General features: G+C 72.5%; 26 protein-coding genes. 9 read left to right on the top strand and 17 right to left on the bottom strand.

The features are described from left to right. A partial coding sequence (locus tag ACTWQJ_RS14945; protein WP_443307121.1) for an ROK family protein occupies positions 1–461 on the top strand: 461 nt, incomplete at its 5' end. A 21-nt stretch (positions 462–482) separates the two neighbouring features. Here ACTWQJ_RS14945 and ACTWQJ_RS14940 read toward each other — a convergent pair. The 4 genes from ACTWQJ_RS14940 to ilvY are packed head-to-tail and all read right to left on the bottom strand — an operon-like array spanning position 483 to position 4,264. Next, the gene (locus ACTWQJ_RS14940; RefSeq protein ID WP_443307120.1) at positions 483–1,259 is read right to left on the bottom strand and encodes an SDR family NAD(P)-dependent oxidoreductase; all 777 of its coding nucleotides are present in this window, start codon (positions 1,257–1,259) and stop codon (positions 483–485) included. Positions 1,260–1,307: 48 nt separating this feature from the next. Beyond that, on the bottom strand, positions 1,308–2,714 hold the full coding sequence (locus tag ACTWQJ_RS14935) for an MFS transporter (RefSeq protein WP_443307124.1): 1,407 nt from the start codon (positions 2,712–2,714) through the stop codon (positions 1,308–1,310). A 50-nt stretch (positions 2,715–2,764) separates the two neighbouring features. Next, positions 2,765–3,349, bottom strand: coding sequence for a TetR/AcrR family transcriptional regulator (locus ACTWQJ_RS14930; RefSeq protein WP_443307119.1), 585 nt, complete (start codon positions 3,347–3,349; stop codon positions 2,765–2,767). A gap of 54 nt (positions 3,350–3,403) precedes the next feature. Further along, positions 3,404–4,264 carry an HTH-type transcriptional activator IlvY gene (gene ilvY / locus ACTWQJ_RS14925; protein WP_443307118.1) on the bottom strand — a complete coding sequence of 287 codons (861 nt, stop codon included), beginning with the start codon at positions 4,262–4,264 and terminating at the stop codon, positions 3,404–3,406. Between the two features lie 88 nt (positions 4,265–4,352). Between ilvY and ACTWQJ_RS14920 the strand changes: the two genes are divergently transcribed. After that, positions 4,353–5,822, top strand: coding sequence for a ketol-acid reductoisomerase (locus ACTWQJ_RS14920; RefSeq protein WP_443307117.1), 1,470 nt, complete (start codon positions 4,353–4,355; stop codon positions 5,820–5,822). On the opposite strand, the gene ACTWQJ_RS14915 is transcribed toward ACTWQJ_RS14920, so the two are convergent. Genes ACTWQJ_RS14915 through ACTWQJ_RS14900 form a run of 4 tightly spaced genes read right to left on the bottom strand, consistent with a single transcriptional unit; the run spans position 5,819 to position 7,681 of the window. Continuing rightward, positions 5,819–6,250, bottom strand: a complete 432-nt coding sequence (locus tag ACTWQJ_RS14915) for a tautomerase family protein (protein ID WP_443307116.1) — start codon at positions 6,248–6,250, stop codon at positions 5,819–5,821. The genes ACTWQJ_RS14920 and ACTWQJ_RS14915 overlap by 4 nt on opposite strands. 26 nt (positions 6,251–6,276) lie before the next feature. Then, positions 6,277–6,453 carry a DUF1272 domain-containing protein gene (locus ACTWQJ_RS14910; protein ID WP_443307115.1) on the bottom strand — a complete coding sequence of 59 codons (177 nt, stop codon included), beginning with the start codon at positions 6,451–6,453 and terminating at the stop codon, positions 6,277–6,279. A 17-nt stretch (positions 6,454–6,470) separates the two neighbouring features. Continuing rightward, positions 6,471–7,043, bottom strand: a complete 573-nt coding sequence (locus ACTWQJ_RS14905) for a DUF4865 family protein (RefSeq protein WP_443307123.1) — start codon at positions 7,041–7,043, stop codon at positions 6,471–6,473. 47 nt (positions 7,044–7,090) lie between these two features. Continuing rightward, positions 7,091–7,681: a TetR/AcrR family transcriptional regulator gene (locus ACTWQJ_RS14900; RefSeq protein WP_443307114.1), complete on the bottom strand. Its 591-nt coding sequence runs from the start codon at positions 7,679–7,681 to the stop codon at positions 7,091–7,093. Between the two features lie 182 nt (positions 7,682–7,863). Between ACTWQJ_RS14900 and ACTWQJ_RS14895 the strand changes: the two genes are divergently transcribed. From ACTWQJ_RS14895 to ACTWQJ_RS14885, 3 genes are read left to right on the top strand one after another with little or no spacing between them, the layout of a single operon-like run. Then, a complete protein-coding gene (locus ACTWQJ_RS14895; protein WP_443307113.1) occupies positions 7,864–8,145 on the top strand; it encodes an SHOCT domain-containing protein in 282 nt (93 codons plus the stop codon). Beyond that, on the top strand, positions 8,142–8,897 hold the full coding sequence (locus ACTWQJ_RS14890; RefSeq protein WP_443307112.1) for an ABC transporter ATP-binding protein: 756 nt from the start codon (positions 8,142–8,144) through the stop codon (positions 8,895–8,897). Before ACTWQJ_RS14895 ends, ACTWQJ_RS14890 begins: the two co-directional genes overlap by 4 nt. Continuing rightward, complete coding sequence (locus ACTWQJ_RS14885; protein ID WP_443307111.1) at positions 8,894–11,455, top strand: ABC transporter permease; 2,562 nt, start codon at positions 8,894–8,896, stop codon at positions 11,453–11,455. The genes ACTWQJ_RS14890 and ACTWQJ_RS14885 overlap by 4 nt, the downstream gene beginning before the upstream one ends. A 48-nt stretch (positions 11,456–11,503) precedes the next feature. Here the strand turns inward: ACTWQJ_RS14885 and ACTWQJ_RS14880 are convergent, their stop codons facing one another. Then, on the bottom strand, positions 11,504–12,028 hold the full coding sequence (locus ACTWQJ_RS14880; protein ID WP_443307110.1) for an ATP-binding protein: 525 nt from the start codon (positions 12,026–12,028) through the stop codon (positions 11,504–11,506). Between the two features lie 416 nt (positions 12,029–12,444). Continuing rightward, positions 12,445–12,768: a hypothetical protein gene (locus tag ACTWQJ_RS14875; RefSeq protein ID WP_443307109.1), complete on the bottom strand. Its 324-nt coding sequence runs from the start codon at positions 12,766–12,768 to the stop codon at positions 12,445–12,447. A 311-nt stretch (positions 12,769–13,079) separates the two neighbouring features. Here ACTWQJ_RS14875 and ACTWQJ_RS14870 point away from each other — a divergent pair, with 311 nt between their 5' ends. Next, on the top strand, positions 13,080–14,204 hold the full coding sequence (locus ACTWQJ_RS14870; RefSeq protein ID WP_443307108.1) for a PLP-dependent cysteine synthase family protein: 1,125 nt from the start codon (positions 13,080–13,082) through the stop codon (positions 14,202–14,204). Between the two features lie 4 nt (positions 14,205–14,208). Here the strand turns inward: ACTWQJ_RS14870 and ACTWQJ_RS14865 are convergent, their stop codons facing one another. Then, positions 14,209–14,679 (bottom strand): SRPBCC family protein, encoded by a 471-nt coding sequence (locus tag ACTWQJ_RS14865; RefSeq protein ID WP_443307107.1) that lies wholly within the window; start codon positions 14,677–14,679, stop codon positions 14,209–14,211. Positions 14,680–14,762: 83 nt separating this feature from the next. After that, a complete protein-coding gene (locus ACTWQJ_RS14860; RefSeq protein WP_224735291.1) occupies positions 14,763–15,593 on the bottom strand; it encodes a DeoR/GlpR family DNA-binding transcription regulator in 831 nt (276 codons plus the stop codon). Positions 15,594–15,898: 305 nt separating this feature from the next. Here ACTWQJ_RS14860 and ACTWQJ_RS14855 point away from each other — a divergent pair, with 305 nt between their 5' ends. Beyond that, the gene (locus tag ACTWQJ_RS14855; protein WP_443307106.1) at positions 15,899–18,259 is read left to right on the top strand and encodes a hypothetical protein; all 2,361 of its coding nucleotides are present in this window, start codon (positions 15,899–15,901) and stop codon (positions 18,257–18,259) included. Between the two features lie 16 nt (positions 18,260–18,275). Here ACTWQJ_RS14855 and ACTWQJ_RS14850 read toward each other — a convergent pair whose 3' ends face one another. From ACTWQJ_RS14850 to ACTWQJ_RS14835, 4 genes are all read right to left on the bottom strand, one after another. Then, positions 18,276–20,714, bottom strand: coding sequence for a right-handed parallel beta-helix repeat-containing protein (locus ACTWQJ_RS14850; protein WP_443307105.1), 2,439 nt, complete (start codon positions 20,712–20,714; stop codon positions 18,276–18,278). A gap of 157 nt (positions 20,715–20,871) precedes the next feature. Continuing rightward, positions 20,872–21,474, bottom strand: coding sequence for an Rv1733c family protein (locus ACTWQJ_RS14845; protein ID WP_443307104.1), 603 nt, complete (start codon positions 21,472–21,474; stop codon positions 20,872–20,874). Positions 21,475–21,653: 179 nt separating this feature from the next. Further along, positions 21,654–22,475 (bottom strand): MOSC domain-containing protein, encoded by an 822-nt coding sequence (locus ACTWQJ_RS14840; protein ID WP_443307103.1) that lies wholly within the window; start codon positions 22,473–22,475, stop codon positions 21,654–21,656. A 42-nt stretch (positions 22,476–22,517) separates the two neighbouring features. Further along, the gene (locus ACTWQJ_RS14835) at positions 22,518–22,952 is read right to left on the bottom strand and encodes a DUF6643 family protein (RefSeq protein WP_385782215.1); all 435 of its coding nucleotides are present in this window, start codon (positions 22,950–22,952) and stop codon (positions 22,518–22,520) included. A gap of 301 nt (positions 22,953–23,253) precedes the next feature. On the opposite strand from ACTWQJ_RS14835, the gene ACTWQJ_RS14830 reads away from it, so the two are divergent. Continuing rightward, positions 23,254–24,519 (top strand): TerD family protein, encoded by a 1,266-nt coding sequence (locus ACTWQJ_RS14830; RefSeq protein ID WP_443307122.1) that lies wholly within the window; start codon positions 23,254–23,256, stop codon positions 24,517–24,519. 19 nt (positions 24,520–24,538) lie between these two features. Here the strand turns inward: ACTWQJ_RS14830 and ACTWQJ_RS14825 are convergent, their stop codons facing one another. Then, positions 24,539–25,714 carry a glycosyltransferase gene (locus ACTWQJ_RS14825; RefSeq protein ID WP_443307102.1) on the bottom strand — a complete coding sequence of 392 codons (1,176 nt, stop codon included), beginning with the start codon at positions 25,712–25,714 and terminating at the stop codon, positions 24,539–24,541. 57 nt (positions 25,715–25,771) lie between these two features. Here ACTWQJ_RS14825 and ACTWQJ_RS14820 point away from each other — a divergent pair, with 57 nt between their 5' ends. Then, positions 25,772–26,557: a glutamate racemase gene (locus ACTWQJ_RS14820; RefSeq protein WP_443307101.1), complete on the top strand. Its 786-nt coding sequence runs from the start codon at positions 25,772–25,774 to the stop codon at positions 26,555–26,557. The last annotated feature ends 224 nt before the right edge of the window (positions 26,558–26,781 follow it).

The following is a 26,781-nucleotide window of genomic DNA, read 5'->3' as shown; positions in this document are numbered from 1 at the left end:
ACCTCACCGTCAACCCCGAGGGCCGCCCCTGCCACTGCGGCAGCCGCGGCTGCCTCGACGTCGAGGCCGACCCGCTGGCCTTCCTCACGACGGCGGGCCGCGAGCCGGGCCCCGAGGTGTCCCTGCTCCAGCAGGCCAACGAACTGATCCGGCACGAGTACGACGACCCCGGCGTGCGCGCTGCCACAGAGGCCCTCATCGACCGCCTCGGCCTCGGACTCGCCGGCCTGGTGAACATCCTCAACCCCGACCGGATCATCCTCGGCGGCCTGCACCGCACCCTCCTGGACGCCGACCCCGACCGGCTGCGCGCGGTCGTCGCCGACCGCAGCCTGTGGGGCCGGAGCGGCGGCGTCCCCATCCTGGCCTGCTCCCTCGACCACAACAGCCTGGTCGGCGCCGCGGAGTTGGCGTGGCAGCCGGTGCTGGACGATCCGCTGGGTGCGCTGGCGACGGTCTGACGCCCCCGCGAGGTGGCGCTACTACAGGGTGGCGCCTCCGTCGATCACCAGGTCGGTGCCCACGAAGGAGGCGGCGGCGTCCGACGCCAGATACAGCACGGCCCCGGCCACCTCCTCTGTCGTCGAGACCCGGCCCAGCGGCGACTCCTCCTTCATCCGTGCGGCCATCCGTGCGGCACGCTCGGCCTCGGTCTCACCGGCACGCAGCGACATCGTCGTGTCGGACGCGCCGGGGCTGACGGCGTTGATCCGCACACCCTCCGCGATGTACTCCAGTGCGGTTCCGCGCGTGAGGGAGGTGACGGCGGCCTTGGTCGCGGAGTAGGCGGTGGCGCCGGGCACCTGCCGGTACCGCCCCAGGTTCGACGAGACGTTGACGATCGAGCCGCCGCCCGGCTGCGTACGCATCCGGCGGATCTCGGCCGTCATGGCCAGGAAGACGCCGGTGACGTTGATGTCGAGCACGGTCCGCCAGTCCTCCTCGGACAGCTCGGCGAGCGGCCCGCCCCGGAAGACGCCCGCGTTGTTCACGGCGACATCGAGCGAGCCGAACCGGTCGACCACCGCCTGCACGAGCGCCTCGACCTCGTCGGCCCGCGTCACATCGGCGACCTCGGCGAACGCGGTCCCGCCGGACTCCCGTACCAGGGCGACGGTCTCGTCGAGCGCCGCACGGCCGCGCCCGGCCACGACGACCCGGGCCCCTTCGGCGGCGAACGCGAGGGCGATGGCCCGGCCGATACCGGAGCCGCCGCCGGTGACGAGGACGGTGCGGTCGGAGAAGCGGTTGCTGGACATGGATCGGCTTCCTTTCGAAGGAAGGGAGTTGTGAGTACGACGGTCAGGTCAGCGTCGGCCGGTGAGGCGAGCCGCCGCCGCGGCCACGGCGAACAGTCCCGCCGCCACGGCGAGGCTCGCCCGGTCGCCTCCGACGGCGAGCAGCACGGCGAAGACGACGGTCGGCCCGACCTCCATCGCCGTGTTGTGGACGCCCCCGGCCAGTCCGGTCCGCCCGGCCGGCACCCGCTCGGTGGCCAGTACGGCCGCACTCGCGAAGGAGGCGGCCGCCCCGGCCGGCAGCAGTACAAAACCGGGCAGCACCCCGTAGGCGTACGGAGTCCCGGCGTCGAGCCCGCTGAGCGCGAGCAGCCCGAGCCCGGCCGCGGCCAGGGTCAGCCCGCCGCCGGTGACGGGGCCCGGCCCGTACCGCCCCACGAGCCGCCCCGCCGCCCGGCCGGAGACGAGGAGCGCGGCGGCGAACGGCAGGAACGCGGCCGAGGCCCGCAGCGCCGACCAGCCCCGCCCGTCCTGCAGATGCAGCGAGAACAGCACGAACACGGTGCTGGTTCCGGCGGCGGTGAGCGCGGTGGCTGCCAGCCCGAATGCGCGCCGCCCGTCCCGCAGGAAGCCCGGCGGCAACAGCGGGTCGCGCGCCCGGCGTTCGACGGCGGCGAAGACGGCGAGCAGCACCGCACCGGCGGTCAGCGGGCCCAGTACCCGGGCCGAATCCCAGGACCACGCGTCGGTGACGACGAGTCCGTAACTGGCCGCGACCAGGCCGCACGTGGCGAGCACGGCGCCGGGAACATCGAGAGCGCCTTTGCGTTTCGGCCCGTCGTCGCCGGGCAGCATCCGGGGCGCCAGTGACAGCGCCACCGCGGCGACGACCGGCGGCACGGCGAGGGCCCAACGCCAGGACAGCAGCGCGGAGATGACACCGGCGAGCAGATTCCCGGCGGTGGCCCCGAGCACCGACAGACCGCCCCAGGCGGCCATCACACGACGGTACGCGGAGGGTTCGGGGTAGAGCGTGCGCAGTACGGCCATCGCGGCGGGCGCGACCAGGGCCGCACCGGCGCCCTGCGCGAACCGCGCCGCGAGCAGCGTGCCGTATCCGGGGGCGAGCGGCGCGGCGACGGAGGCGGCGGCGAAGAGCAGCAGCCCGGCGATCAGCGTCTGCCGGCCGCCGTAGCGGTCCGCGAGCCGCCCCCCGAACAGCAGCAGTCCGGCGAACGTCAACCCGTACGCTGCGCTGAGCAGGATCAACTCGTTCCGACCCAGGCCGAATTGACGCCCGATCCCGGGCAGCGGCACGGCGATCGCGGCCAGCGTGAAGATCAGGATGACCTGGAGCGAGCCGAGCAGGACGAAGGAACGACGGACGGCGAGCCCTGGCCTGGCGGGCGCCGGGGCGCCGTCGAGCGTGGTCATGAGGCCCTTCTTTCTAGACCGAATGGTCAAGTATTCGGGCAGGGAAGAGTCCGGGATCGGCACAGCAGAGTCACTGCTCCATGCGCCGCTGGTCAGTCCAGCAGCGCCAAGGCCTGCTCCGCCGCGTCCCGCACCCGCGCCGGGTCCGACGACGCCTTGCCCACCACTCGCAGTCCCTGCATCAGGACCAGCAGCATCCGGGCCAGCGCCCGCGGATCGCGGTCCTGCGGCAGCTCGCCCTGCGCCTGTGCGCGCACCAGCGACGAGTGCAGCAGCGTTTCGGCGTGCCCCCAGCTCAGTTCCACCCGGCGGGCGGCCGTGGTGTCGTGCGGGGCCAGCTCGGCTGCCGTATTGGTGACAAGGCAGCCCATCGAGCGCCGGACCTCGTCCGCGGCCTCCTCTGCGAACCTCCGAATCACCGCCCGCACGGCCGGCAGTGCGGGTCCCGGCTGTGACAGCTCCCGCGTGAGCAGCGGATTCTGTGCCTCGCCATACCGGTCCAGGGCCTTCATGTACAGGTCCCGCTTGTTGCCGTACGTCGCGTAGATGCTGGCGCGCCCGATGCCGAGGTGCTCGACGAGATCCGCCATCGACGTCGCCTCGTAGCCCCGCTGCCAGAACAGTTCGAGGGCCGACTGGAGCGCGGCGTCCGGATCGAATTCCTTGGTCCTGGCCATGCCTGCCACCCTAGTCGATACGAGAACGATCGGTCAATAAAGGTTGCTGATCCATCAAGCGACCGCCCCGCCCGTCAGACTCCACAGCGCCGCCACCGCGGGCCGTCGCAGGTCTGCCCGACGCACGCACAACCCGATCGGAAAGGGATCCGGCCGCGGATCGGCCGGCACCTCCGTCAGCCGGTCGCGCACCGCGCTGTGCTCCAGCACGAGACGGGGAACCACGCCGGTGCCGCAGCCCAGGGCTACGAGCGCCAGCAGCCCTTCGTGGCCGTCCGGCTCGCAGGACACCTCCGGCCTGCGGCCGCGGGCGCGGAACCAGCGGTCGGCCGCGTCGCGGACCAGCCCGCGGTGCGGCAGCACGAAGGGGCCGTCCAGCTGGGGGTCCGGCCGGTCGCGTGCAGTGACGAAGACGAGCCCGGTGACCGCGACCGTCCGGCTCACCAGTGGCTCCGGCAGCCGTGCCGGAACCCCGGCGACGGCCACGTCCACCTCGCCCTCGTCGAGCCGCGCCAGCGCCGCGGCGGCGTCCCCGGTGCGCAGATCGAGCCGTACCTGCGGGTGCGCGGTGCGGAACGCGGCCAGCAGGTCCGGCAGCAGCGCCTGGCAGGCGGTCACCGTGGCGAACACGGCGAGTCGACCGGTGAGTTCGGCCGGATCGGGATGCTCCTCGCGGTAGGCACGCCACAGCTCCAGGGCCCGGACGGCGTACTCACGGAAGCGATGTCCCTCCGCCGTCAGTGACACCCCGCGCGGGCCCCGGTCGAACAGCCGGTGCCCGAGATCCGCCTCCAGCCGCTGCACTGTCCGCGTCAGCGTCGCCGGACTGACGTGGCAGTCCAGGCTCGTCCGCCCGAAGTTCAGCGTCTGCGCCAGATGGAGGAAGAGCCGCAACTCCCGATGGTCCTCCCGCACTCCTCGACCTCACCATTTCATTTTGCGCAACAGCCCGCTGCGTATGTTGCGCTTGCCGCAACACTCGCGCGGAGCCTACAACTCGGGCATGACCCCGACCACATACACCTCCCGCGTCTTCCCCCTCGAAACCATGGACGTGCCCGGCGGCACGGAGACCGTCCTGCGCGGCGGCCGGCACCTCTTCCCGCTGCTGCCGCAGGCCTTCGTCGGCGTCCGCCGCATCGGCGTGATCGGCTGGGGCCCGCAGGGCCGCGCCCAGGCCCGCAACCTGCGCGACTCCCTCGTCGGCACCGACATCCGGGTGGCCGTCGGACTGCGCCCGGGCTCCCGCTCGGCCGACGACGCCCGCGCCCACGGCTTCACCGAGGAGGACGGCACGCTGGGCGACTGGCTCGCCGTCGCCGCCGCCAGCGACCTGGTGATCCTGCTGATCGCCGACGCCGCGCTCGCCGCCCACCACCGGGAGATCTTCGCGGCCCTGAAGCCCGGCGCCGTCATCGGCCTCTCGCACGGCTTCCTGCTCGGCCATCTGCGGGAGACGGGCGGCGAGTTCCCGCCGGGGCACGGGGTGATCGCCGTGTGCCCCAAGGGGATGGGCGACTCCGTGCGCAGGCTCTACGAGCAGGGCGCCGAGATCAACGGCGCTGGGATCAACAGCAGTTTCGCCGTGCACGCCGACCCCGACGGCCGGGCCACGGACCTCGCGCTCGGCTGGTCGGTGGCGCTGGGCTCGCCGTGCACCTTCCGGACCACGCTCGACAGCGAGTACCTCTCCGACATCGTCGGCGAGCGCGCCATCCTGCTCGGCGCCGTCCACGGCATCGTCGAGAGCCTGTACGCCCGCCACCGGCTCGCCGGGGACGACGAGGTGACGGCGTACGAGCGCTCCTGTGAGAACGTCACCGGCCCGATCGCCCGGACGATCTCCCGCGCGGGACTGCGCGCCGTGCGTGCGGGCCTGGATTCCGACGGCCGGGCCGTCTTCGACCGGGCGTACACGGCGACGTACGGGCCCGCCCGCGAGATCGTCGCCGAGATCTATGACGAGGTCGCCGACGGCACCGAGCTGCGCAGTGCGATCCTGGCCGAACGGCGGCTCGGCGCACGCCCGATGAGCAGGATCGGCGGCTCACCGATGTGGGCCGTCAGCGACCGGGTGCACGCCCGGCGGGCCGAACACGAGCTGCCTGTCGACCCGTTCCCCGCCGGGGTGTTCGTGGCCACGATGACAGCCCAGATCGACGAGTTCGCCGAGCGCGGCCATCCCTGGTCGGAGATCGTCAACGAGTCGGTCATCGAGGCCGTCGACTCACTGTTGCCCTACATGCACGCCCGGGACGTGGCCCACATGGTCGACAACTGCTCCCGCACGGCCCGCCTCGGCGCGCGCCGCTGGGGCCCCCGCTTCCAGGCCGCTTACGAGCAGATCGCCTACCCGGCCGCCGAACACCAGGCGGACACGGCCCTGTTGACGGCCTTCGACACCCACCCCGTGCACGAGGCCCTGGCCACGGCCGCGAAGCTCCGGCCGACCGTGGACATCGCCGTGGCCTAGGAGAGCGGTCCGGTGAGGGTGGGGGAATCGACGGGGGCGGGGGAATCGGCGTACTGCGCCACTCCCTCGCCGAACGACCAGTTGATGGGCTCGTTCTCGATCAGGTTGACGAACACGTTCCGTGGCTCGGTCCCCGCGTAGGCGTGGGCGAGTTCGGCGATCCGTCGGTACAGCGCCTGCTTCTGCTCGGGGCTCCGCCCGGAGCGCAGGGTGATCGTGACGTACACGATGCCGTCGTCCCGGTGGATGCCGAGATAGTTGGCGTCGTAGCGGAGCGTGCTTCGGGTGCCGTCGTGCCCGACCAGCACCTGGAACCGGTCGTCGGGCGGGATCCCGATGGCCTCCACCAGGGCGTCGTGCACGGCACGGCCGAGCGCGTCCAGCCGCTCGGGGTCGGCTCCCAGTGCGTCGATGCGAATGAAGGGCATGTCTGTCGGTCTCCTTGTCACGGACGTCATGAACGGCGAGGTCTGGGGACCAGCTCGCCACCGCAGTTGGGACAGATGTCCCGCATCGCCTCGCTGCACGGCACACAGAAGGTGCACTCGTACGAGCAGATGCGGGCAGGTGCGTCGAGCGGCAGCGCCGCCGTCACGCAGCGCTCACAGCGATCGCGCATCTCCAGTGCCATGTGTGCGCCCTTCCTTGTCAGCCCGGCAACCGGTCCCGCCCGGGCGCGGACATGTGCAGCACCTCGTACACGTCGCCGTCGGCCTTGGGGGTGTCGTTCCCCCAGAGGGAGAAGTGGATCAGCTCCCAACGGCTCGTGTCCACGGCGGCCGCCGCGAGCACCGCTCCGTCCTCGTCGGCCAGCCGCTCGGTCTCCCGCGCTGCCTCCGCCATGGCCTCGGCCAACAGCCCGTCGTCCGGCACCTGTTGGCGCCTCCGCACCGCCACCCGCGCGGGGGAGTGGGCGTCGCTGCCCTCCGCGTACGCCAGCCCGGACCACTGCCGCACCGACGGCCGCCCGAAGTCGTCGACGATGCCCTGGAAAGGGCCTCCCCACAGGAAGGCGTTCATGCCCGCGACGGTGTTCCACAGGTAGAACGGCGCGTACTGGTTGACCGGCGATCCGTGCACACCGCGCTCGCGCATCAGATACGCCTTGAAGCCCAGCCCCTGCCAGTCGTCGAGCAGATGCCCCCTGTTCGCGACGCGACGACGGATGATCCCCATGTCGTAGTCGGCGGGCATGGTGATCTCGTACTGCATCGCGTGCATCGGCTCGCCTTTCCAGTGCTTCCAGTGCTTCACGTGCTTCTGTGCTTCTAGCGCTCCTGGTGCGGTGAGAGAAGGGACAGCAGACCCCGGACGCCCACGTCGAAGGCGGCGGGTGAACCGGACGCGCGGGCGAGGACGTAGCCGCCCTGGACGGTCGCGACGATCGTTGCCGCGATCGCCTCGCCGTCGAGCCCGGGCGCGAACTGGCCCTGCTCCTTGCCCTCCTCGACGATCCCGGCGAGGCGTTCACGCAGCCAGTCGAGCGTCTCGTCGACGGGCGCCCGCAGCTCGTCGCTGGCGACCACGTCCGGGTCCATCGTCAGCCGCCCGATCGGACACCCGCGCAGCACATCGCGCTCGCGCCGTAGATACGCCTCGATCCGCTCGTACGGCGTGCCCGGCCCGTCGAGTACTCCCGCGGCGGTAGCCCGCATCTCCTCGGCAGTACGGCGGATCGCGGCCAGCGCGAGATCCGGCTTCCCCTTGAAGTGGTGGTACATGCTGCCCTGCCCGGCGCCCGAGCGCTCCAGGATCGCCTTGGGGCTGGTGCCCACATAGCCGCGCTCCCACAGCAGTTCGCGGGTGGACTCGATCAGTCGGTCCGAGGTGTCCGATGCGCTCATGCCCTCACTGTACATACTAGTAGTTACAGACGTCGAGTCCTGGCCGAGCCCTTCCGGAGCAGCGGATCCGGCCTCGTCTACTCCCCGCGAGGTATGCGCACTGCCGCTGGTCGTACGACGACCCGGACCCCCCTCCGGCGCGAGCCTCGAAGCATCACCGAACGACCCAACCGAACCGACTCGGGAGATGACTCGAGATGCAGACCCTGGCTCACTTCGCCGACGGCGGCCCCGGCCCGTGGATCCTCCTCTTCCCGCTGATCTGGGCGGCCGTCGTGATCGGCGGCATCACGCTGCTGCGCCGCACGGTGTGGCGCGGACGCCGCGGCCCCTGGCGGCCGGCCGCCGACGACAACTCACCCATCACCGTGCTCGGCCACCGCTTCGCCTCCGGCGAGATCGACGAGGACGAGTACTGGCGTCGACTGTCCGTCCTGGACGAGCAGTTCGGCCGTGCGGGCAAGGGCGGTGCGGCATGACGACCACGACCGTCACGACCACGCCGACGGCCGCCCGCGTCGTCGACGCCGTGAAGGTGTACGGCGTCGGCGACACCAGCGTGAGGGCCCTGGACGGGGTGAGCGTCGACTTTCCGGTCGGCCGCTTCACCGCGATCATGGGGCCCTCGGGCTCCGGCAAGTCCACCCTGATGCACTGCGCGGCCGGCCTCGACACGCTCACCTCGGGCACCGCCCACATCGGCGACACCGAGCTGAGCAGCCTCGACGACCGCCGCCTCACCCTCCTGCGCCGCGACCGCGTCGGCTTCGTCTTCCAGGCCTTCAATCTGGTACCGACGCTGACCGTCGCGGAGAACATCACGCTGCCGCTGGACCTCGCGGGCGGCAAGGGCGACCGGGAGTGGATCGACGCGCTGATCGACGTGGTCGGCCTGCGCGACCGGCTCCACCACCGCCCCTCCGAACTCTCCGGCGGCCAGCAGCAGCGAGTCGCCGTGGCCCGGGCCTTCGCCGGACAGCCGGACGTCGTCTTCGCCGACGAGCCCACCGGCAACCTCGACTCCCGCTCCGGCGAGGAGGTCCTCGGCCTGCTCGGCCGCGCGGTGCGCCAGACGGCCCGCACGGTCGTCATGGTCACCCACGACCCGGTGGCCGCCGCCCACGCCGACGAGGTCGTCTTCCTCGCGGACGGACGCCTGGTCGACCGTATGGAATCCCCGACCGCCGACAAGGTCCTGGACCGCATGAAAGCCTTCGAGGTGCCGTCATGAACGCATCCGTCCGCCTGAGCGTGTCCTCCCTGCGCGCCCACAAGCGACGCTTCGCCGGTACGTTCCTCGCGGTGTTCCTGGGCGTGGCGTTTCTGGCCGGAACCCTCGTCATGGGCGACACGTTGCGCGCCAGCTTCGACACGATGTTCGGCAACGCGACCAGCGGCACGGACGCCGTCGTCCGCAGCGCCGACGCCATCACCACGCCCGGCGAGAGCGAGGGCGTGCGCGAGCCGGTCGACACGGCCCTGGTGCGCACGATCGAGCAGGCCCCGGGCGTCGCGGCCGCCGCGCCCAACATCCAGGGCGCCGGCCAGCTCGTCGGCAAGAACGGCGACCCGATCGGCGGCCAGGGCCCGCCCACCCTCGCCGGCAACTGGATCGCCGACCCCGAGCTCAACCCCTACCGCCTGGCCGAAGGCCGCGCCCCGGAGAAGTCGGGCGAGGTAGTCGTCAACAGGGGGACCGCCGAACGCGGCGACCTGGAGATCGGCGACACCGCGACCCTGCGTACGCCCGACCCGATCAAGGTGACCATCGTCGGCCTCGCGACCTTCGGCGGCGAGGACGGCATGGCCCAGGTGACCTTCACCGGCATGACCCAGGCCGACGCCGAGAAGTACCTCACGGCCGGGCCGGGCGAGACGGCGAGCATCCAGGTGCGGGCCGGCCCCGGCACCAGCCAGCAGGAACTGGTCGACGAACTGACGTCCGTGTTGCCCAAGGGGGTCGAGGCCATCACCGGTCAGGAGTCGGCCGAGGAGAACACCGACATGATCTCCAGTCAGTTCCTGACCATCTTCACCACCTTCCTCCTGGTCTTCTCCGGCGTGGCCCTCCTGGTGGCGACCTTCTCCATCCACAACACCTTCGCGATCGTCGTGGCCCAACGCACTCGCGAGAACGCCCTGTTGCGCGCCCTCGGCGCCTCCCGCCGCCAGGTCACCGCGTCGACCCTCGTCGAGGCGACCGCCGTGGCCGTCACCGCGTCGGTGGCCGGCCTTGCGGGCGGCATCGGCATCGCGGCCGGCCTCCAGGCACTGTTCCCGGCGATCGGATTCCCCTTCCCCGAGGGCGACTTGGTGCTGAAGACCCTCTCCATGGCCCTGCCGCTCGCGGTCGGTGTCGTGGTCTGCCTCGGCTCCGCGCTGCTCCCCGCCCTCCGAGCCGGCCGCACCGCACCGCTGGCCGCCCTGCGCGAGACGGCCGTCGACACCTCCGGCGCCTCCCGCGCCCGCGCCGTCACCGGCGTGGGCCTGATCGCCCTCGCGATCGGCATCACGCTCAGCGGAGTCCTGCTGACGCCGTCCATCTGGCTGGCGGGAACCGGCGCCACCCTCGCCCTGGCCGCCTTCGTGGTACTCGGCCCGGTCGCCTCCACGACGGCCGTACGGATCCTCGGCGGCCCCCTCGACCGACTGCGCGGCGTCACCGGGGGACTCGCCCGGCGCAACGCCCTGCGCAGCCCGAAGCGAACGGCCACCACCGCGAGCGCCCTGATGATCGGCGTGGCCGTCGTCTACCTCTTCACGGTGTTCGGAGCCTCGCTGAAGGCGACGATGGACCAGACCGTGGCCAGGTCCTTCGCGGGAGACGTGGCCGTCAGCACCCCGTCGTTCGGCGCGGGCGGCAGCGGCCTGAGCCCGCGCCTCGCCGACGCGGTCCAGCGGCTGCCCGAGGTGGACACGGCCGTCGGACTGGGCCGAGGGGTCGCAGAAGTAGACGGCAAGGGGCGGGCGCTGACGGTCACCGACCCGGTCGCCCTGGAACGCACCTTCGACCTCGGCACCGTCCACGGCTCCCTCCGCCACCTCGGCACCGACGGCATCGCGATCACCGAGAAGGAGGCCGGCAAACAGGGCCTCACCACCGGCGACACGGCCCGGCTCACCTTCACCGACGGCCGGAGCGAGACCTTCACCGTCCGCGCGGTGTACGGGCAGTCCGAACTCGCGGGGGACTACGTCATCACCCGCGCCGCCTGGGCACCGCACCGCGTCCAGGATTCCGACACGCTCGTCGCGGTCTCCTTCAAGGACGGCGTGAGCACCGACGCGGGCAAGGCGGCGGTGGAGAGGGTCGCGGCCCGGTACGGCAACCCCGACGTGCAGACCCGCGACGAGTACGCACAGTCGTCGGCCGGCGGCATCGACATGATGCTCACCCTCGTCTACGCGCTGCTCGCCCTCGCGGTGCTCATCGCCCTCCTCGGCATCGCGAACACGCTGACGCTGGCGATCCACGAACGCACCCGTGAACTGGGCCTGCTGCGGGCCGTCGGCCAGACGCGTCCCCAGTTGCGGGCCATGGTCCGCTGGGAGTCCGTCCTGGTCGCCGCCTTCGGCACGGCCGGCGGTCTCGGCCTCGGCGCCTTCCTCGGCTGGGTGCTGGTGGAGGCCTCCGACGGTGCGAGCGACAGCGCCTTCGCCTTCGCGATGCCACCCGTGCAGCTCGCGGTGGTGGCGCTGGTGGGCCTCGCGGCCGGGGCTCTCGCGGGCCTGCGGCCGGCCCGGCGTGCGGCCCGCCTGGACGTGCTGCGCGCCATCGCGGCGGAGTGACGGGCCTCGGACCTGCGGTGACTTCGCCGAGGCCCTCGCACCGCCCGGTCAGCCGACAACGGCCGACCGGGCGGGAGCGTGTTCGGGCGTACGGCCGACGGGTTCGACCTCCGCGAACCTGGGGGCGGGCTCCGTGGCCGTGCGGCGGGCCGGGCGTGGGGGTGCCTTCACCGCGGGCGAGGCCGTCGGCAGCGTGAACCAGACGACCTTGCCCTGGTCACCGTCGGGCCGCACCCCCCAGCTCTCGCTCATCGCCGCCACCATCGCGAGACCGCGCCCGCAGGTGGCCAGCGGATCCGCGTCCGCCACCACCGGGAGGCGGGGGTCGCGGTCGCGCACCGACACCATGAGCCGGTCGAGCAGCAGCTCGATCTCCACGGTGCAGGTCTTGTCGGGTTGGGCATGCCGGTGGACGTTCGAGAGCAGTTCGGTCACACCGAGCGCCGCTCGGTCTATCAGGGCATCCAGATGCCAGTAGCGCAACTGCGCAGATACGATTCTGCGGACCTGGCCGATCCGCGACGGCAGGGCTTGGAGCTCCACCGTGCAGTGCCTGCGTGGGTGACTGATCACGGCTGCGACTCCCCGACGTGAGGTCCGGAAGAACACGGAGTTCGGATCCAGCAGCGCGCCTGCGTGAAACTGCCGCCTGCTGTCGTGACCGGCGGCTGGTTCGCAGCGTTATCGCCGGTAAACCCAGAGTGACGTGAGACCAGAGTGACGCAGGGGGTCCAGCCGCGCAACTCGCGGCTGCGCGGCGGCCATGGCTCGTCCGAGCGGCCTGCACGGCTCACGTCGACGTGGCCTGCACGACTCAGGTGGGCATGGCTGTCACGGCTCACGTCTGTGGGGCCACCACGGCCCGCCGTCGGTCGGCCACCGCGGGCCACCGCGGCTCGGCCACCCCGCGCCCCCTCGCCTCGCTCACCCGGCGCCGCCGCGGCTCGGCCACCCGCCACCCCCGCCGGGCCGCCCCGCCCCGGCGGCGCTCAGCCGTCACGGCGTGCCGCCCTGCGTACGGCCTCGATGAAGCGGCGTGACGCGGGCGGTCCCGGCTCGCCCGGTGCGGGGTCGTGCTCGCCCAACGTCAGCGAGTAGCGCTTGCCGTTGAGGTCGGCCAGCGCGCGTGCCCCGGAGGCGAACCAGGGCTTCGACGCCCGCACCGCCTGCACCGGTGCGCTGTCGATCTCGCTTCCGTAACTGGTGAGCAACTCCAGCCTGCCGTCGCTGATCCGGACCTGCCCGGCCCGGGTGAGGGAGCGCAGGCCCTTACCGATCCGCACCCCCCTGGCCGTGAACTCCGGCTCCGCCATACCCTCCTGCCCCCTCGTCGCGCGTGGCTTCCCGTCCGGCGTTTTCGTCCCGCGCGGTGCAGTCTGCCCGTCACCGAAGACGCGCACCAGTGCGCACGTCACCCGGGCATAGGCCACCCGGAGCACTCGCGCGAATGCGCCCCCGAGGGCTTCCGCCGGGGGTGGCACGCAACGGTCCACCGCGTCCCCAGGGTCGTCTTTGAGCTGCTCAAAGATGCGTTTATGCAGGTGAGAAGCGCGCGGAAGCCTGTTTATGATCGGTGTACCGGCCGCGCCACCCGCCGTCGGCGCGCAGCCCAAGGAGCCCCGCCGTGACCACCCCCCAGCAGATCAGGACCGGCGCCACCCTCGACGTCGACCACAGCGACACCGTCTACCGCGGCTGGCTGAAAGAGGCCGTCCGCAAGGTGCAGGCCGACGCCAACCGTTCTGCCGACACCCACCTCCTCCGTTTCCCGCTGCCGGACCACTGGGGCATCGACTTGTACCTCAAGGACGAGTCGACCCATCCCACCGGAAGCCTGAAGCACCGGCTCGCCCGCTCGCTCTTCCTCTACGGCCTGTGCAATGGCTGGATCCGGCCGGGCCGCCCGGTGATCGAGGCCTCCAGCGGCTCCACGGCGGTCTCCGAGGCGTACTTCGCGAAGCTGATCGGCGTGCCCTTCATCGCCGTCATGCCCCGCACGACGAGCGCCGAGAAGTGCCGCCTGATCGAGTTCCACGGCGGGCAGTGCCATTTCGTGGACGACCCGCGCACGATGTACGAGGAGTCCGCCCGCCTCGCGGCCGACACGGGCGGCCACTACATGGACCAGTTCACCTACGCGGAACGGGCCACGGACTGGCGCGGCAACAACAACATCGCCGAATCCATCTTCCGTCAGCTGGAGTTGGAGCGGTTCCCGGAACCCGCGTGGATCGTCGCCACGGCCGGCACCGGCGGCACCTCGGCGACCATCGCGCGCTACGTCCACTACATGCAGTACGACACGCGTGTGTGCGTCGCCGACCCGGAGAACTCCTGCTTCTTCGAGGGCTGGACCACCGGCGATCCGGACGTCACCTGCGACTGCGGCTCACGCATCGAGGGCATCGGCCGGCCACGTATGGAACCGAGCTTCGTGCCCGGCGCCATCGACCGGATGATGAAGGTGCCCGACGCGGCCGGCGTTGCCGCCGTGCGCGCCCTGGAGCAGGCCATCGGCCGCAAGGCGGGCGGCTCGACCGGCACCGGTCTGTGGAGCGCCCTGAAGATCGTCGCCGAGATGGTGGCGGACGGGCGTACGGGCAGCGTGGTCACCTTGCTGTGCGACCCCGGGGACCGCTACCTGGACAAGTACTACTCGGACACCTGGCTCGCCGAGCAGGACCTGGACATCACGCCGTACACGGCGGCGATCGGGACACTGCTCGCCACGGGCCTCTGGCCGGACTGAGCGCTCACCGTGCGAGCCGCCGGTCCAGCGCCGTCACGGCGTCCTTGAACGCGCGCCCCAGGCCCGCCCGCGCCAGCCTGAGCACGAGGCGGAACACCGGCGTCCCGTCGGCGGCGAACGTCCACTGCACGCGCGTGCCGGCACCGGCCGGCGTGAGCCGCCACTCCTCGACGAGCGCACGGGCCCCCGGCGTGTTGGTCTCGTCGACGCGGTACGCGTACACCTCGGGCTCCTTGGCCACCAGGATCGTCTCCGCGAACCGAGTACCGCCCTTGAGCCGGATCTCCCGTCCGGCGCCGTCGTCGGTGGGCCGGGCCAGCGTCACCGCCGAGAACCACTGCGTCCAGCCGGGCACGTCCTCGGCGAGCGCACGGAAGACCGTCTGAGGGGGAGCGGTGATCTCGCGGGCGAAGACCAGCCGTACGGGCGCGGCCCGGACGAAGTCGACCTCCACCGGACGCAGACGGCGAGCCATGCGGAAACCCCCTGTACGGCGGGCAGGGACGGGGCAGCCCACCATAGCTGGCGGCCCGTCAGATGTCTGCGCCGCCGACGCGGTCAGAGGTCTTCCGCGTCCTCCTCCTCGCCCGCCACCACCAGGTGCCGCAGATGCTCGGAGATCTCCGCCCGGGCATCGGCGGGCAGCCCCGAGTCGGTGACCAGCGTGTCGACCTGCTCCAGCGTGGCGAAGGAACTCAGGCCCACCGTGCCCCACTTGGTGTGGTCGGCGACCACCACGACCCGCCGCGCCGACTGCACCAGGCGCCGGTTGGTCTCCGCCTCCGCGAGGTTCGGCGTCGACAGGCCGGCCTCCGTCGATATCCCGTGCACTCCGAGGAACAGCACGTCGAAGTGGAGCGTCGCGATCGCCTGGTCGGCCACCGGCCCCACCAGCGAGTCGGACGGGGTGCGCACGCCGCCCGTCAGCACCACCGTGGCCGCGCCCTGGCGCTGGCCCGAGGAGCGCTGCGCCGCGTGGAAGACGTCGGCGACCCGCACCGAGTTGGTGACGACGGTGAGGTCGGGCACCTCGATCAGGTGGTGCGCCAGCGCATACGTCGTCGTACCGCCCGACAGCGCGATCGCCGAGCCCGGCGCGACCAGCTGCGCCGCGGCCTTGGCGATGTCCTCCTTGGCGGTGAGCTCCAGACCCGACTTGGCCTCGAAGCCCGGCTCGTGCGTGCTCGCCTCCGCCACCGGGACCGCGCCGCCGTGGACCTTCTCCAGAACGCCCTGGCGGGCCAGCGCGTCGAGATCGCGGCGGACCGTCATGTCCGACACGCCGAGCTTGCGGGTCAGCTCGTTGACGCGGACGCCGCCGCGGCGGCGCACCTCGTCCAGGATCAGGGCGCGCCGCTGCTCCGCGAGGAGGTTCTGATTCTCACTCACGTACGCTCCGGTCCTTTCCTCAAGCCCGTCCGACATGCCCTCGCACCCGCTCCGACAAGGACATTCTCCCGGCCCCAGTGCGTTGGCGTCCCATATTCGCACGGGTCGGCCCGGGACGCGTCACCGGCTGCCCCGACGCGAACATGCCACTTGGGGCCTTATCCCTTTATCCTTTGCCATCCTTGCCTGTCTGTCACACGGATCGGGGAGATTCGGTGACGAGAGGTGTGGGCGGGGCGTCCAGCGGAGATCCTTGAGCCCGCACCGACAGATGCCAACGGCACGTCTCGGGGGAAGTGCAAGAAGTGGAACGTGCGCAGGAACGTGCGTGGAGCGACGGGGCGGCCGGGCCCGCCGAGCGGCCCGATCATGCCGGTGCCGCCCTGGAACTGCTGGTCCACGGGGTGGGCGGCGCCACACCCGAGCACATGCTGGACGACCCGCGCACGGTGCGGATCTCCGGCGACGACACCGCGGCCGTCTTCCGGCGCGCCGACGACGTCGAGGCCGAGACCCGCGCCGACACCGCCGAGCCGGACGAACGGGCCGGCCATGCCGCCGGGCGGCCGGTGCCCGAGGCGTACGTCTGGTCCAACCTCACCTCCGGCAACAGCGCCCGCGCCCTGTGGCTGCTGTTACTGCCGTTCATGGTGGCCAACCTCGCGCACTGGATGCGCCCGACCGCGCGGGGCCGCGTCCGGACGGTGCGGCTCTACGGGCTGCTGGTCCGCCTTGTGGGACTGACCCTGACGGTGCTGCTCGTCGCGGCCGTCTGCGAGGTCGCCCTGGACCTGACCGCCTGGCAGTGCGCGGGCACGCCCGCCTGCGCCGAGCGGCATTCCTGGCTGGGCTTCCTGTCGCCCACGGAGTCCGACGGCGGCTGGTGGAGCCCACCGGGCCGCAGGCTCGCCCTGGCGTCCCTGGTGCCCGCCGCCCTGGTCGGCCTGCTGTGGTACCTCTCCCTGCGGACCTGGGCCGCGTACGAGTCCGAGCAGCCGCTGTCGCGCACCCCCGAGGACGACGAGGACACCGGCCGCACCTCACTGGCCCGCCCCGGCTTCTGGTACGGCCGGCGCCTGGTCGCCCGGCTGCGCGGCGCGCACACCGCCGCGGGCCTGCTCACGGTGGCCGCCGCGGTCGCCGGCGCTGCCGCCCGGCACGACCGCGAACCCGGCGGACCGGCCGTCCTGGAGACGCTGGGATGGCTGCTGGAGGCGGCACTGGTGACCGGGGCGGCCCTCGTCGTGTGGGCGGTCTGCCGACGGGGCCGCAGCGAGCAGCACCTCGACCGGGGACTCGACGCGCCCCTCGTACGACACCTCCCGCTCGGCGCCCTCGTCCTGTTCGCCCTCACCCTGCTCTATGCCGGGTGGGAGCGCCCCGAGTGGACATCGGACGGGCGGCTGCCGGGCGACGCGACCTTCGGCGGCATCGTCCTCGTGCAGGGCCTGCTGGTGATCGTCCTCGGCGTGGTCGCCCACCTCCTCCACCGCAGCGATCCCGACCCGCGTGCCGCGATGCGCGGCCTGGCCGGGCCCGCCGTCGCGATGCTGGCCTGCGCCCTCGGCGCCGTGATGTCCGGCGGCGTGTCCCAGCGGGTGGCCGACTGGCTGGACGGCACCCGGGCCGCCATCCCCGGTGCGCCGGTCCTGCTGACCTGGCAGGCGTCCGCGATCCCGCCCCTGCTGGTGGTCCTGCTCGTCCTGTGCGGCTGGCAGGCGTGGCGCACGCTGGGGCTGGCCCGCGCGGAGCGCGCCGTGGTGGAACGCACCTATCCGGGGGAGTCCAAGGACCCTGAACGCACCCGCCGGATCGCGCGCACCCGCGCCATGGCCACGCTCACCGACCGCGGGCCCCTCTTCGTCGCCGCGATCTCCACCGTCGGCCTGCTCCTGGGCACCGGGGCTCTGGTCGGTGCCATGGCCACGGAGCAGACCCCGAGCCAGGCTGCCGAGCACACGCACCCCTTCGTCCACGGTGCCGCGGAGACCGCCCAGGCCCTCGGCTCCTGGCTGATCGGGCTCGGCTTCATCCTCTTCGTCACCTGGGGCCGGCGCGCCTACAAGGACGCCTCCGCCCGGCGCACCATCGGCATCCTCTGGGACGTCGGCACCTTCTGGCCGCGCGCCGCGCACCCCTTCGCCCCGCCCTGCTACGCCGAGCGGGCCGTGCCCGACCTGACCTGGCGGATCACCACCTGGACGCGCACCACGGGCGGACGCCTGGTGATCTCCGGCCACTCCCAGGGCAGCGTCCTCGCCGCCGCGGCGGCCTGGCAGCTGACCCCGACCGTGCGCAAGCGGGTCGCCCTGCTGACGTACGGCTCTCCGCTGGAGCGCCTGTACGGCCGCTGGTTCCCTGCCCACTTCGGCCCGGCCGCGCTCACCGCCCTGCACCACGACGTCGACTGCTGGGCCAACCTGTACCGGCTCACCGACCCGATCGGCGGCCCCGTCCGGCTGCCCGACGACAGCGAACCCGAGGTCGACCGCGAGCCGTTGCAGGACCCGCTGGCCCACGGCCGCACCGACCTTCACCCGCTGCCCGCCCCCGTCCTCGGCCACTCCGAATACCAGGCGGACCCGGCCTTCGGCGCCGAACGCGCTCGCCTGCTGGCCCGACTGCGCCCGGAGGTGCCGGCGCAGCGCCCGGAGGCCGGCTCCTAGGCGGTGTGCCCGGCGGTCACAGCAGTTCCGGCAGATCCTCCGCGTACAGCAGGGTCAGGTCGTCCGTGCTCGGTTCGTCGAGCTGGGCGACCCGGCTCGCATGGCGCTCCACCATCGCCTCGAAGGTCTGCCGGGCGGTGCGGCCGTTGCCGAAGGCGGGGCCCTTCGGGATCGCGGTGAAGTACTTCAGTACGGCCTCCGCCGCACCCGGCGCCAGCCGGTACTCGTGCTCGTCCGCCTGCTGCTCCACGATCCGCAGCAGCTCGTCGGGGGCGTAGTCGCTGAAGGTGATGGTGCGTGAGAAGCGGGACGCCACACCGGGGTTGACGGACAGGAACCGTTCCATCTCGGCCGTGTAGCCTGCGACGATCACCACCACCGCGTCCCGGTGGTCCTCCATCAGCTTCACGAGTGTGTCGATGGCCTCCTTGCCGAAGTCACGGCCCGCGTCCTCCGGCGACAGCGCGTACGCCTCGTCGATGAACAGCACGCCGCCACGGGCCCGTTCGAACGCCTCCTGCGTGCGGATGGCGGTGGAACCGATGTGCTCGCCCACCAGGTCCACGCGGGACACCTCGACCAGGTGACCCTTGTCCAGGACGCCGAGCGAGGCGAGGATCTCGCCGTACAGCCGCGCGACCGTGGTCTTGCCGGTGCCGGGGGAACCCGTGAAGACCAGGTGCCGCTTGACCGACGCCGCCTTGAGGCCCGCCTGCTGCCGGCGCCGGCCCACCTCGATCATGTCGGTGAGGGCCCGCACCTCGCGCTTGACGCTCTCCAGGCCCACCAGCGCGTCGAGTTCACCGAGCACGGCCTTCGAGGTCCGGGCCGACTGCTGCGGCCGCGTGGCCGCCACGAGCGGCTCCTGCTCGGTGGTGCGCTGCCCGGGGATCGCGCCGAGCAGGGACGTCGACCCACTCGCCGTCTGGACGACGGGTTCCGGGGAAGCGGGCGTGCGCAGGCTCGCGCTCTCGTCGCTGGTGCAGTCCTCCACGACCGGTCCCGCACCGGACCCGGCGTCGGGACCGGGGTCCGCGAACTCGTAACCCCCGCGTGCGCAGCGCTCCGTACGGCACTTCCTGAGCGTCGTACGGCACCCGTCGATCACATGGAAGCCGTAGCCACCGCTGCCCCGCACGCGGCAGTTCAGGAAGCTTCCGCGGCCGCCCGCCGACACATAGAAGCCCGCTTCCGCGGGGGAGTCGACCGTGCACCGCTCGATGGTGGGGTCGGCGCCCTTGGTCACGATCACGCCGGTCTGGGTGTCGGCCACCGTGCAGTTGCTGAGGGTGCCGCCGCTGCCGTGGTCACGGAACCATGCGCCGGTCGCGGCGTCCTTGATGCGGCAGTCGTCGAGCTGTGCCGTCGCACCGTCGCTGACGGACACCGCGGTGTTGCGCACCTGGGACAGGTCGCTGTCGACGACGTCCGCACGGGAGCCGCGGTCGAGTACGAACAGCGCATCCGGCACGTCGTGCACCCGGCAGGAGTCGAGCACCACCGTCGCACCGTCGCTGACCCACACGGCCGGGTAGTCGCCGGTGCTGTCGAAGATCTCGCACTGGTTGGCGTCGACGCGTGTGCCCGGGTCCCACACCGACAGGCCGTTGCGGCCGAACTGCCGCACGCTGGTACGGGCCATCGTGAGGACGGAGCGGGAGCGCAGGTCGACCGCGTTCTCGGGGATGTCGTGGATTCGGCAGTCGGCGAGGGTGAGCACGGCGTCGGTGTCGAGGGTGACGCCGTCCGCGGTGGTGCGGTGCACATCGCAGTCGGTGAGGTGCGCGGTGGCCCGGCCGGTGATCTGCACGCCGCTGCCACGGACCTCGTACACCTCGCAACCCACCGCCTCCAGCCCGGAGTTCTCACCGGTCGCGGTCAGACCCGAACCCGAGGCGTGGTGCACCCGGCAGCGCTCCAGGCGCGGACGGGCGCCGCCGCGCACCGCGACGCCGGCCTGTCCGGCCGCGACGACCTCGCAGTTCTCGAACACCCCGCCCCCGCCGTCGACGACGGCGATGCCGATGCCCGCCGGATTGTCGACGGTGCACCGCCGCACGGTCGGGCGTGCGCTGCCGCGTACCTCGATCCCGGCGGCGGACCGGGTGACGACCCGCACGTCGGTCAGCTGCGGCGTGCCCTCCTCGACGAGCAGCGCGGGCGCGGCCGCGTCCTGCCCCTCCACGTGCAGGTCCTGCACCACCGCCGAGGCGCGCACGGTCAGCGGCACCCCGTCGACGGGTGCGATGCGCACGGAGCCGGGCGAGCCCTCGGGTCCGCGCAGGGTCACCGCCCGCTGCACGACGAGGTTCTCCCGGTAGGTCCCGGGGGCGATGGTGAGCACGTCACCGTCGGCCGCGGCCTCCAGGGCGGCGGCGAGCGATGCGTACTCACCCGTGCGGCGCCGCCACCGCGATGTACCGGTGTGCGTCACCTGGACCGTGCCCTGTGCCATGGCGTTGCTGTGCCCCCACCTCGGTCGTACTGATGGCTCGTTCGCCTTCGGGGCGTCACAGCCCCTACGGCTCGCTCGCACGCGGGTTGATGCCGAAGTTCGGCCGGTCCACCGTAGCGTGCGCACGGACGGTGGGTTGACCGGAGCCGGAAGGCCGTCAGCTGCCGGTGCCGGTCCTGCCCCAGTCGGGGCCCGCCCGGTCCCAGGCCTGGTCCCAACGGGCGTACCGGCGACGGACCATGTGCCAGACGATCATCCGTCTGGCTCCCTCGACGAGGCCCGCGGTGAGCACGGCCGCACCGAACCCGGCGAGGACGGCGTGTGTCGTCGCCGTGGCCGGGTCCAACGGGCGGGCCGCGGTACGGCCGTGCCCGTCGGTCCATATCGTGAAGTGTTCGCCGGGCTCGGGGGTGCTGAGGTGCGTCATGACCGGTGCCCGGTGGTCGGTGCCGTCCGGTGCGGTCCAGTGCGCGAGCACGCGGGTGCGGGTCTCCCGCGAGGCGGTCTCGGCGTCGAGGTCCAGGGGGGAGCGCTCCAACTCGCGGACGACGGTGGCCGTCACGAGATGACGGGACTGGCGCTGCTCCCGGACGGACCGCTGCATGGAGTCCTGCGCGAGGGAGCCGACGAGGGAGCCGATCACGGGTGCGACGAGGAGGATGGCCAGCAGGGCGCCCAGGGCCACCCAGGCCTCGACCAGATCGGTCGTGCGGCGCAGCGGATTGTGCCGCCAGCGCCAGAGCCCGCCGATAGCTCGCACGTCCCGCACCCCCTTCCCGCTCCGTGATAACCCCCGATGGAGCCGTTCACCCGCGGGCCCGGTCAAAGAGAGAGCGAAATCACCTGTGCCCGGGGCCTCTCATGAACTTCTCACGATGGCTCAACGCGCAGGTCCCGGCCCGGGGTTCCCGCACGGCTGCGGTTCGCGGCGACTGTCACTCATTCGATGATCCGGACCGGGTCCCCGACCCTGATCGTGCCCACGGACTGAGGTACGAGGTTCTGTCCGAAGACCAGCTTGCCGCCGATGCGGCGGTGCCGTACGAGGGTGTGCAGGGGTTCCCGGCCGCGCTCGGCGGTGGACTGGTCGGTCGTGGTGACGACGCACCGCCCGCACATCTTGGCGACGCGGAAGGTCACCTCGCCGATGGCGATGCGCCGCCAGGCGTCCTCGGCCCAGGGCACGGCGCCGGCGACGACCACGTTCGGCCGGAACCGGTTCATCGGCAGCGGGCCCTCGTCGGCGAGTCCGTTCTGCGCGATCAGCGCGTTGAGGGCGTCGAGGGAGGCTGCAGAGGTGAGGAGCAGCGGGTAGCCGTCGGCGAACGAGACCGTCTCGCCGGGCAGCGCGTAGTCCGGATCGACGGGCCGGCGTACGGCGGGGTCGTCCATGTGGACGAGGCGGACGTCGGCACCGACGAACTCACTGCACCAGGCGTGCGCCGCGGCGTCGGCGAGGACACCCTCCACCTTGTCGCGGAAGATCTGCAGCGTGAGCGTGCCGACCGGCTCGGGGACGGCCACGGTCAGTGGGTCCAGTCCGGGTGCGGACAGCCGGATGCCGCCGGGCACGAGCTCGGCGGCGGCCAGCGCGAGGCGCGGTTGCTGGCGTTGCGTGACGACCTTTCCCCCGTCGTCGATCAGCACCCAGCGTCGGTCTCCGGCCAGCCCCCAGGGCTCCACGACGGCCTGCCGGGGCGCAAGACCCCGGAACGCCTTGACCGGATGGACATGAATCGACTGCAGCACCGCGTTCCCCATGGGGCCATCGTGCCAGGCGACACCGACAGCCCGGGGATGGGCTCAGTAGCCCCGGTACTGCTGGTTGTTGTACGGGTCCTGGTGCTGAGCCGGGGCGGGCCGGGGGGCCGCGGGGCGCATCGCCTCGTAACCCGTGCCGCCGGGGGCCGCGGGGCGCGGCTGCTGGTGCTGCGGGCCGGGGTAACCGCGCGGCGCGGCGGCCTGTTGCGGGATGTACGCCGTGGGCGCCTGCTGCAGCGGCGTGGGCTGCGGCGCCTGCGGGTAGCCATAGGCGGGCTGGGACGGGGCCGCCGGCAGGGCGGGCAGCGCCGACGGGAGGGCGGGCAGGTGGCTGCCCGGCGTGTCGTACGCGGCGGGGACCCGGATCGGGGCGATCTGCGGGGTGCCCCGCTCGGCCACGAGCGAGTCGTAGATCGGAGTGTCCGGGAAGGAGGCGGAGTAGTAGCCGCCGCCATAGGTGGAGCGGGGGGAGGTCATGGCACATAAGTTAAGCCCACGATGTGCTGGTTGGGGAGACCGATAAGAGGGTTGTTTTCCGTGTCCGCGGTGACGTGGGATCCCCAATGCGAGCGAACTTGGGAAAAAGGGGCACCGAGCGGCGCTCGGATCGTGTAAAGGCTCAGTTCCCGGGGGGTTACCGGCGGTTGACCACTCGTCTTTCCGTCCGCGCGCATGGGCGTTCGTCGTCGGTGGCAATAGGTTGTGGCGCATAGAGAAAATCGATGGCTGCCGGGGTGCGACCTTGGCGCGGTGACACGTGATGGGGGCGGACATGTCAATGCCGAAGGGATCGAATGTTCCGGTGCCGACGACGGCACTGCGGGTGGAACTCGGGTGGCGTTCCGGACCGGGCGTGCCCGACACCGACGCCTCGGCCCTGCTGCTGGCCGGTGGCAAGGTGCGCTCCGACGCGGACTTCGTGTTCTACAACCAGCCGCAGCACACCTCCGGAGCGCTCCGGCACGAGGGCAAGCGGGAGGCCGGCGGAGGGGTGACCGACACCCTCCTCGTCGACCTCGCGCGCGTGGAGCCCACGATCGAGACCGTGGTGGTCGCCGCCTCCGCGGACGGCGGCGCGTTCGGCCAGGTGCCCGGCCTGTACATCGAGGTCAAGGACGCCGCTCGGGGCACGGTGGTGGCGCGGTTCGACAGCGAGGGAGCCACGGTCGAAACGGCCTTCGTGCTCGGCGAGTTCTACCGCCGCCAGGGCGCCTGGAAGTTCCGCGCGGTGGGACAGGGCTACAGCAGCGGCCTGGAGGGCCTGGCCACGGACTTCGGGATCACGGTGGACGAGCCGCAGCACACGGCCCCCACCGCGCCACCGGCCACCGCACCCACGCCTGCGCCGTCCGCGCCGCCCGTCACCGTGCCGGCCCCGCCGCCGGCCGCTCCGCCCGCGCCGCCGGTCCAGCTCACCAAGGTCACGCTCACCAAGGCAGCCCCGTCCGTGTCGCTGACCAAGCAGGGCGGAACGTCGGGTGCCCTGCGCGTGAACCTCAACTGGCAGGTGCGCAAACAGTTCTCGGGGTGGGGCAGCAAGCGCGGCCGGGCGGTCGCGATGCACTCCGACCTGGACCTCGACCTGTGTGCCCTGTACGAACTCACCGACGGCAGCAAGGGCGTCGTCCAGGCCCTCGGCAACGCCTTCGGCGCGCTGCACCAGCCGCCGTACATCCACCTCGACGGCGACGACCGCACCGGAGCCGTGGCGAGCGGTGAGAACCTCACCGTCAACCTCGACCACAAGCACAAGTTCCGGCGCATCCTCGTCTTCGTCACCATCTACGAAGGCGCCCGCTCCTTCGCCGACCTGCATGCCACGGTCACCCTGCAGCCGCAGCACGGCGCCCCGATCGACTTCTCCCTGGACGAGTGCACCGTCCCGTCCCCGGTGTGCGCCCTCGCGCTCATCACCAACACCGGCCAGGACCTGGTCGTCCAGCGCGAGGCCCGCTATCTGGTGCCGGAGCGCGGCGTCAGCCCGCAGCGGACCGTCGACTACGCCTACGGGTGGGGCATGAACTGGACCCCGGGCCGGAAGTGACCCTGAGGGACACCGGCGCTCACCCCTCGTCGGGGACGGCGCCAGGACGGGCGTAGGTGCGGCCCTTCCAGGCCGCACCGCGCCCCCTGTAGTGCTGCACCGCGGAGTCGACCGTCATGAGGAGATACACGAACGCGGTGAACGGCAACAGGGGAGCGAGCCACAGCGGCTGGCGGTAATAGCGGAGCATCGGGACGTACGTGCCCGTCATCACCAGCCAGGCCGAGCCGCCCAGCACCGCCGTGGCCGCACCCCCGCCGACCGCACCGACGACCAGCGCCACGGGCGGCACCAGATACACCACCGCCAGTCCCGCCACGGTCCCGGCCAGCAGCAGCGGACTGTGCCGCAGCTGGGCGTAGGCACTGCGCGCGACCATCCGCCACAGATCGTGCAGGCGTGGATAGGGGCGCACGCTGTCCACCCGTTCGGCGAGCCCCAGCCACAGGTGGCCGCCGATGCTCCGGACGGCCCGCGCAAGCGCCACGTCGTCGATGACGGCGTGCCGGATGGCGTCCGGGATGCGCGCCCGCTCGGCGGCCTCGGTGCGCAGCAACACGCAGCCGCCGGCCGCTGCGGAGGTCCGTGCGCCCTTCCTGCCGATCCGGCGGAAGGGGTACAGCTGCGCGAAGAAGTAGACGAAGGCCGGCACCACGAGCCGTTCCCACCGGCTCTCCACCCGCAGCCGGGCCATCTGCGAGACGACGTCGAAGCCTCCGGTGCGGGCCGCTGCGACCAGCGCCCGCAGACTGTCCGGTGCGTGGGCGATGTCGGCGTCCGTCAGCAGCAGGTACTCGGGGCCACGCGCGCGTGCCAGGCCGATACCGTGCCGCACCGCCCACAGCTTGCCGGTCCAGCCCGCGGGCGGCTCGCCCGGCGAGTCCACGGTCAGCGGCAGCCCGCCGTGCCGTTGTGCCAGTGCGCGGGCCAGCTCACCGGTGCCGTCCGTGCTGCCGTCGTCCACCAGAATGACCTCCGCCCGCCCCGGATAGTCCTGCGCGAGCAGCGACGGCAGACCGGCGGGCAGCACCTCCGCCTCGTCGCGCGCCGGTACGACGACACAGACGTCCGGCCACACGGCGGGTTCGGTCCGGGGCGGCAGTCGGACATCCGTACGCCAGAAGAAGCCCTGACCGAGCAGCAGCCACAGCCAGGCGACGAGTGATCCGGCAGCAGTCCACGCGATGGCGCTCACCCGCGCAGTCTGCCCCACCCGACCGGCCCGGAGGGGCCCATCGTCTATCGTGGCCGGGTGAAGATCGCGCTCATGGACTCCGGAATCGGCCTGCTGGCGGCCACCGCCGCGGTACAGCGCCTGCGCCCCGACGCCGATCTCGTGCTCTCCCTGGACCCCGAGGGCATGCCCTGGGGACCGCGCACCCCGGAAGACCTCACCGAGCGCGCCCTGGCCGTCGCAGAGGCAGCCGCCGCGCACCGGCCCGACGCCCTCATCGTCGGCTGCAACACCGCCACCGTGCACGCCCTGACCGCCCTGCGCGCCCGCCTCGAACCGGCGCTGCCGGTCATCGGGACGGTCCCGGCGATCAAGCCGGCCGCGGCCGGCGGAGGCCCCGTCGCGATCTGGGCCACGCCCGCCACCACCGGCAGCCCCTACCAGCGCGGACTCATCCGGGACTTCGCCGACGGGGTGGAGGTCGCCGAAGTGCCGTGCTGGGGACTCGCGGAAGCGGTCGAACGCGCGGACGAGGCCGCCATCGACGCCGCCGTCGCCGCTGCCGCCGAGCTGACCCCGGCCGAGGTCACCACCGTCGTCCTGGGCTGCACCCACTACGAGCTGGTCGCCGAGCGCATCCGTGCCGCCGTGCAGCGCCCCGGCGCCCCGGCCCTTGTCCTGCACGGTTCCGCGGGGGCCGTGGCCGCTCAGGCCCTGCGCCGGCTCGGGTCGCGCCCCGATCCCGCGGCCGAGCCCGGCGGCACTGTGACGGTGCTGCTGAGCGGTCGTGAGGGCCCGCTGCCCGCATCCGCCCTGGCCTACGCGGAAGGCCGGCTCCTGTCGGCGGTCAGCCCCGTCCGGTGACCCACGGTCACTGACCGGAATCCCTCGGTCCGCCGGGCCGCCCGCCGGACCAGTCACTCTGCGCAACACCCTCCCCGCGCAGCGAAACCTGAGTAACCTCGAAATATGAGGGACCACCCCCGCGGCGAGCACGGCTCGCCCCCCGACGTCTGGACCGGCCGGGCCACCAACCGGGTCCAGTGGCTGCTGGCGCTGGGCGGCGCCGCCTGCCTGGCACTGGGTAT

It is taken from the genome of Streptomyces sp. KR55 (assembly GCF_052245645.1).
Lineage (GTDB): Bacteria > Actinomycetota > Actinomycetes > Streptomycetales > Streptomycetaceae > Streptomyces > Streptomyces flavusporus.
This window is presented reverse-complemented; position numbering and strand designations above follow the sequence as displayed.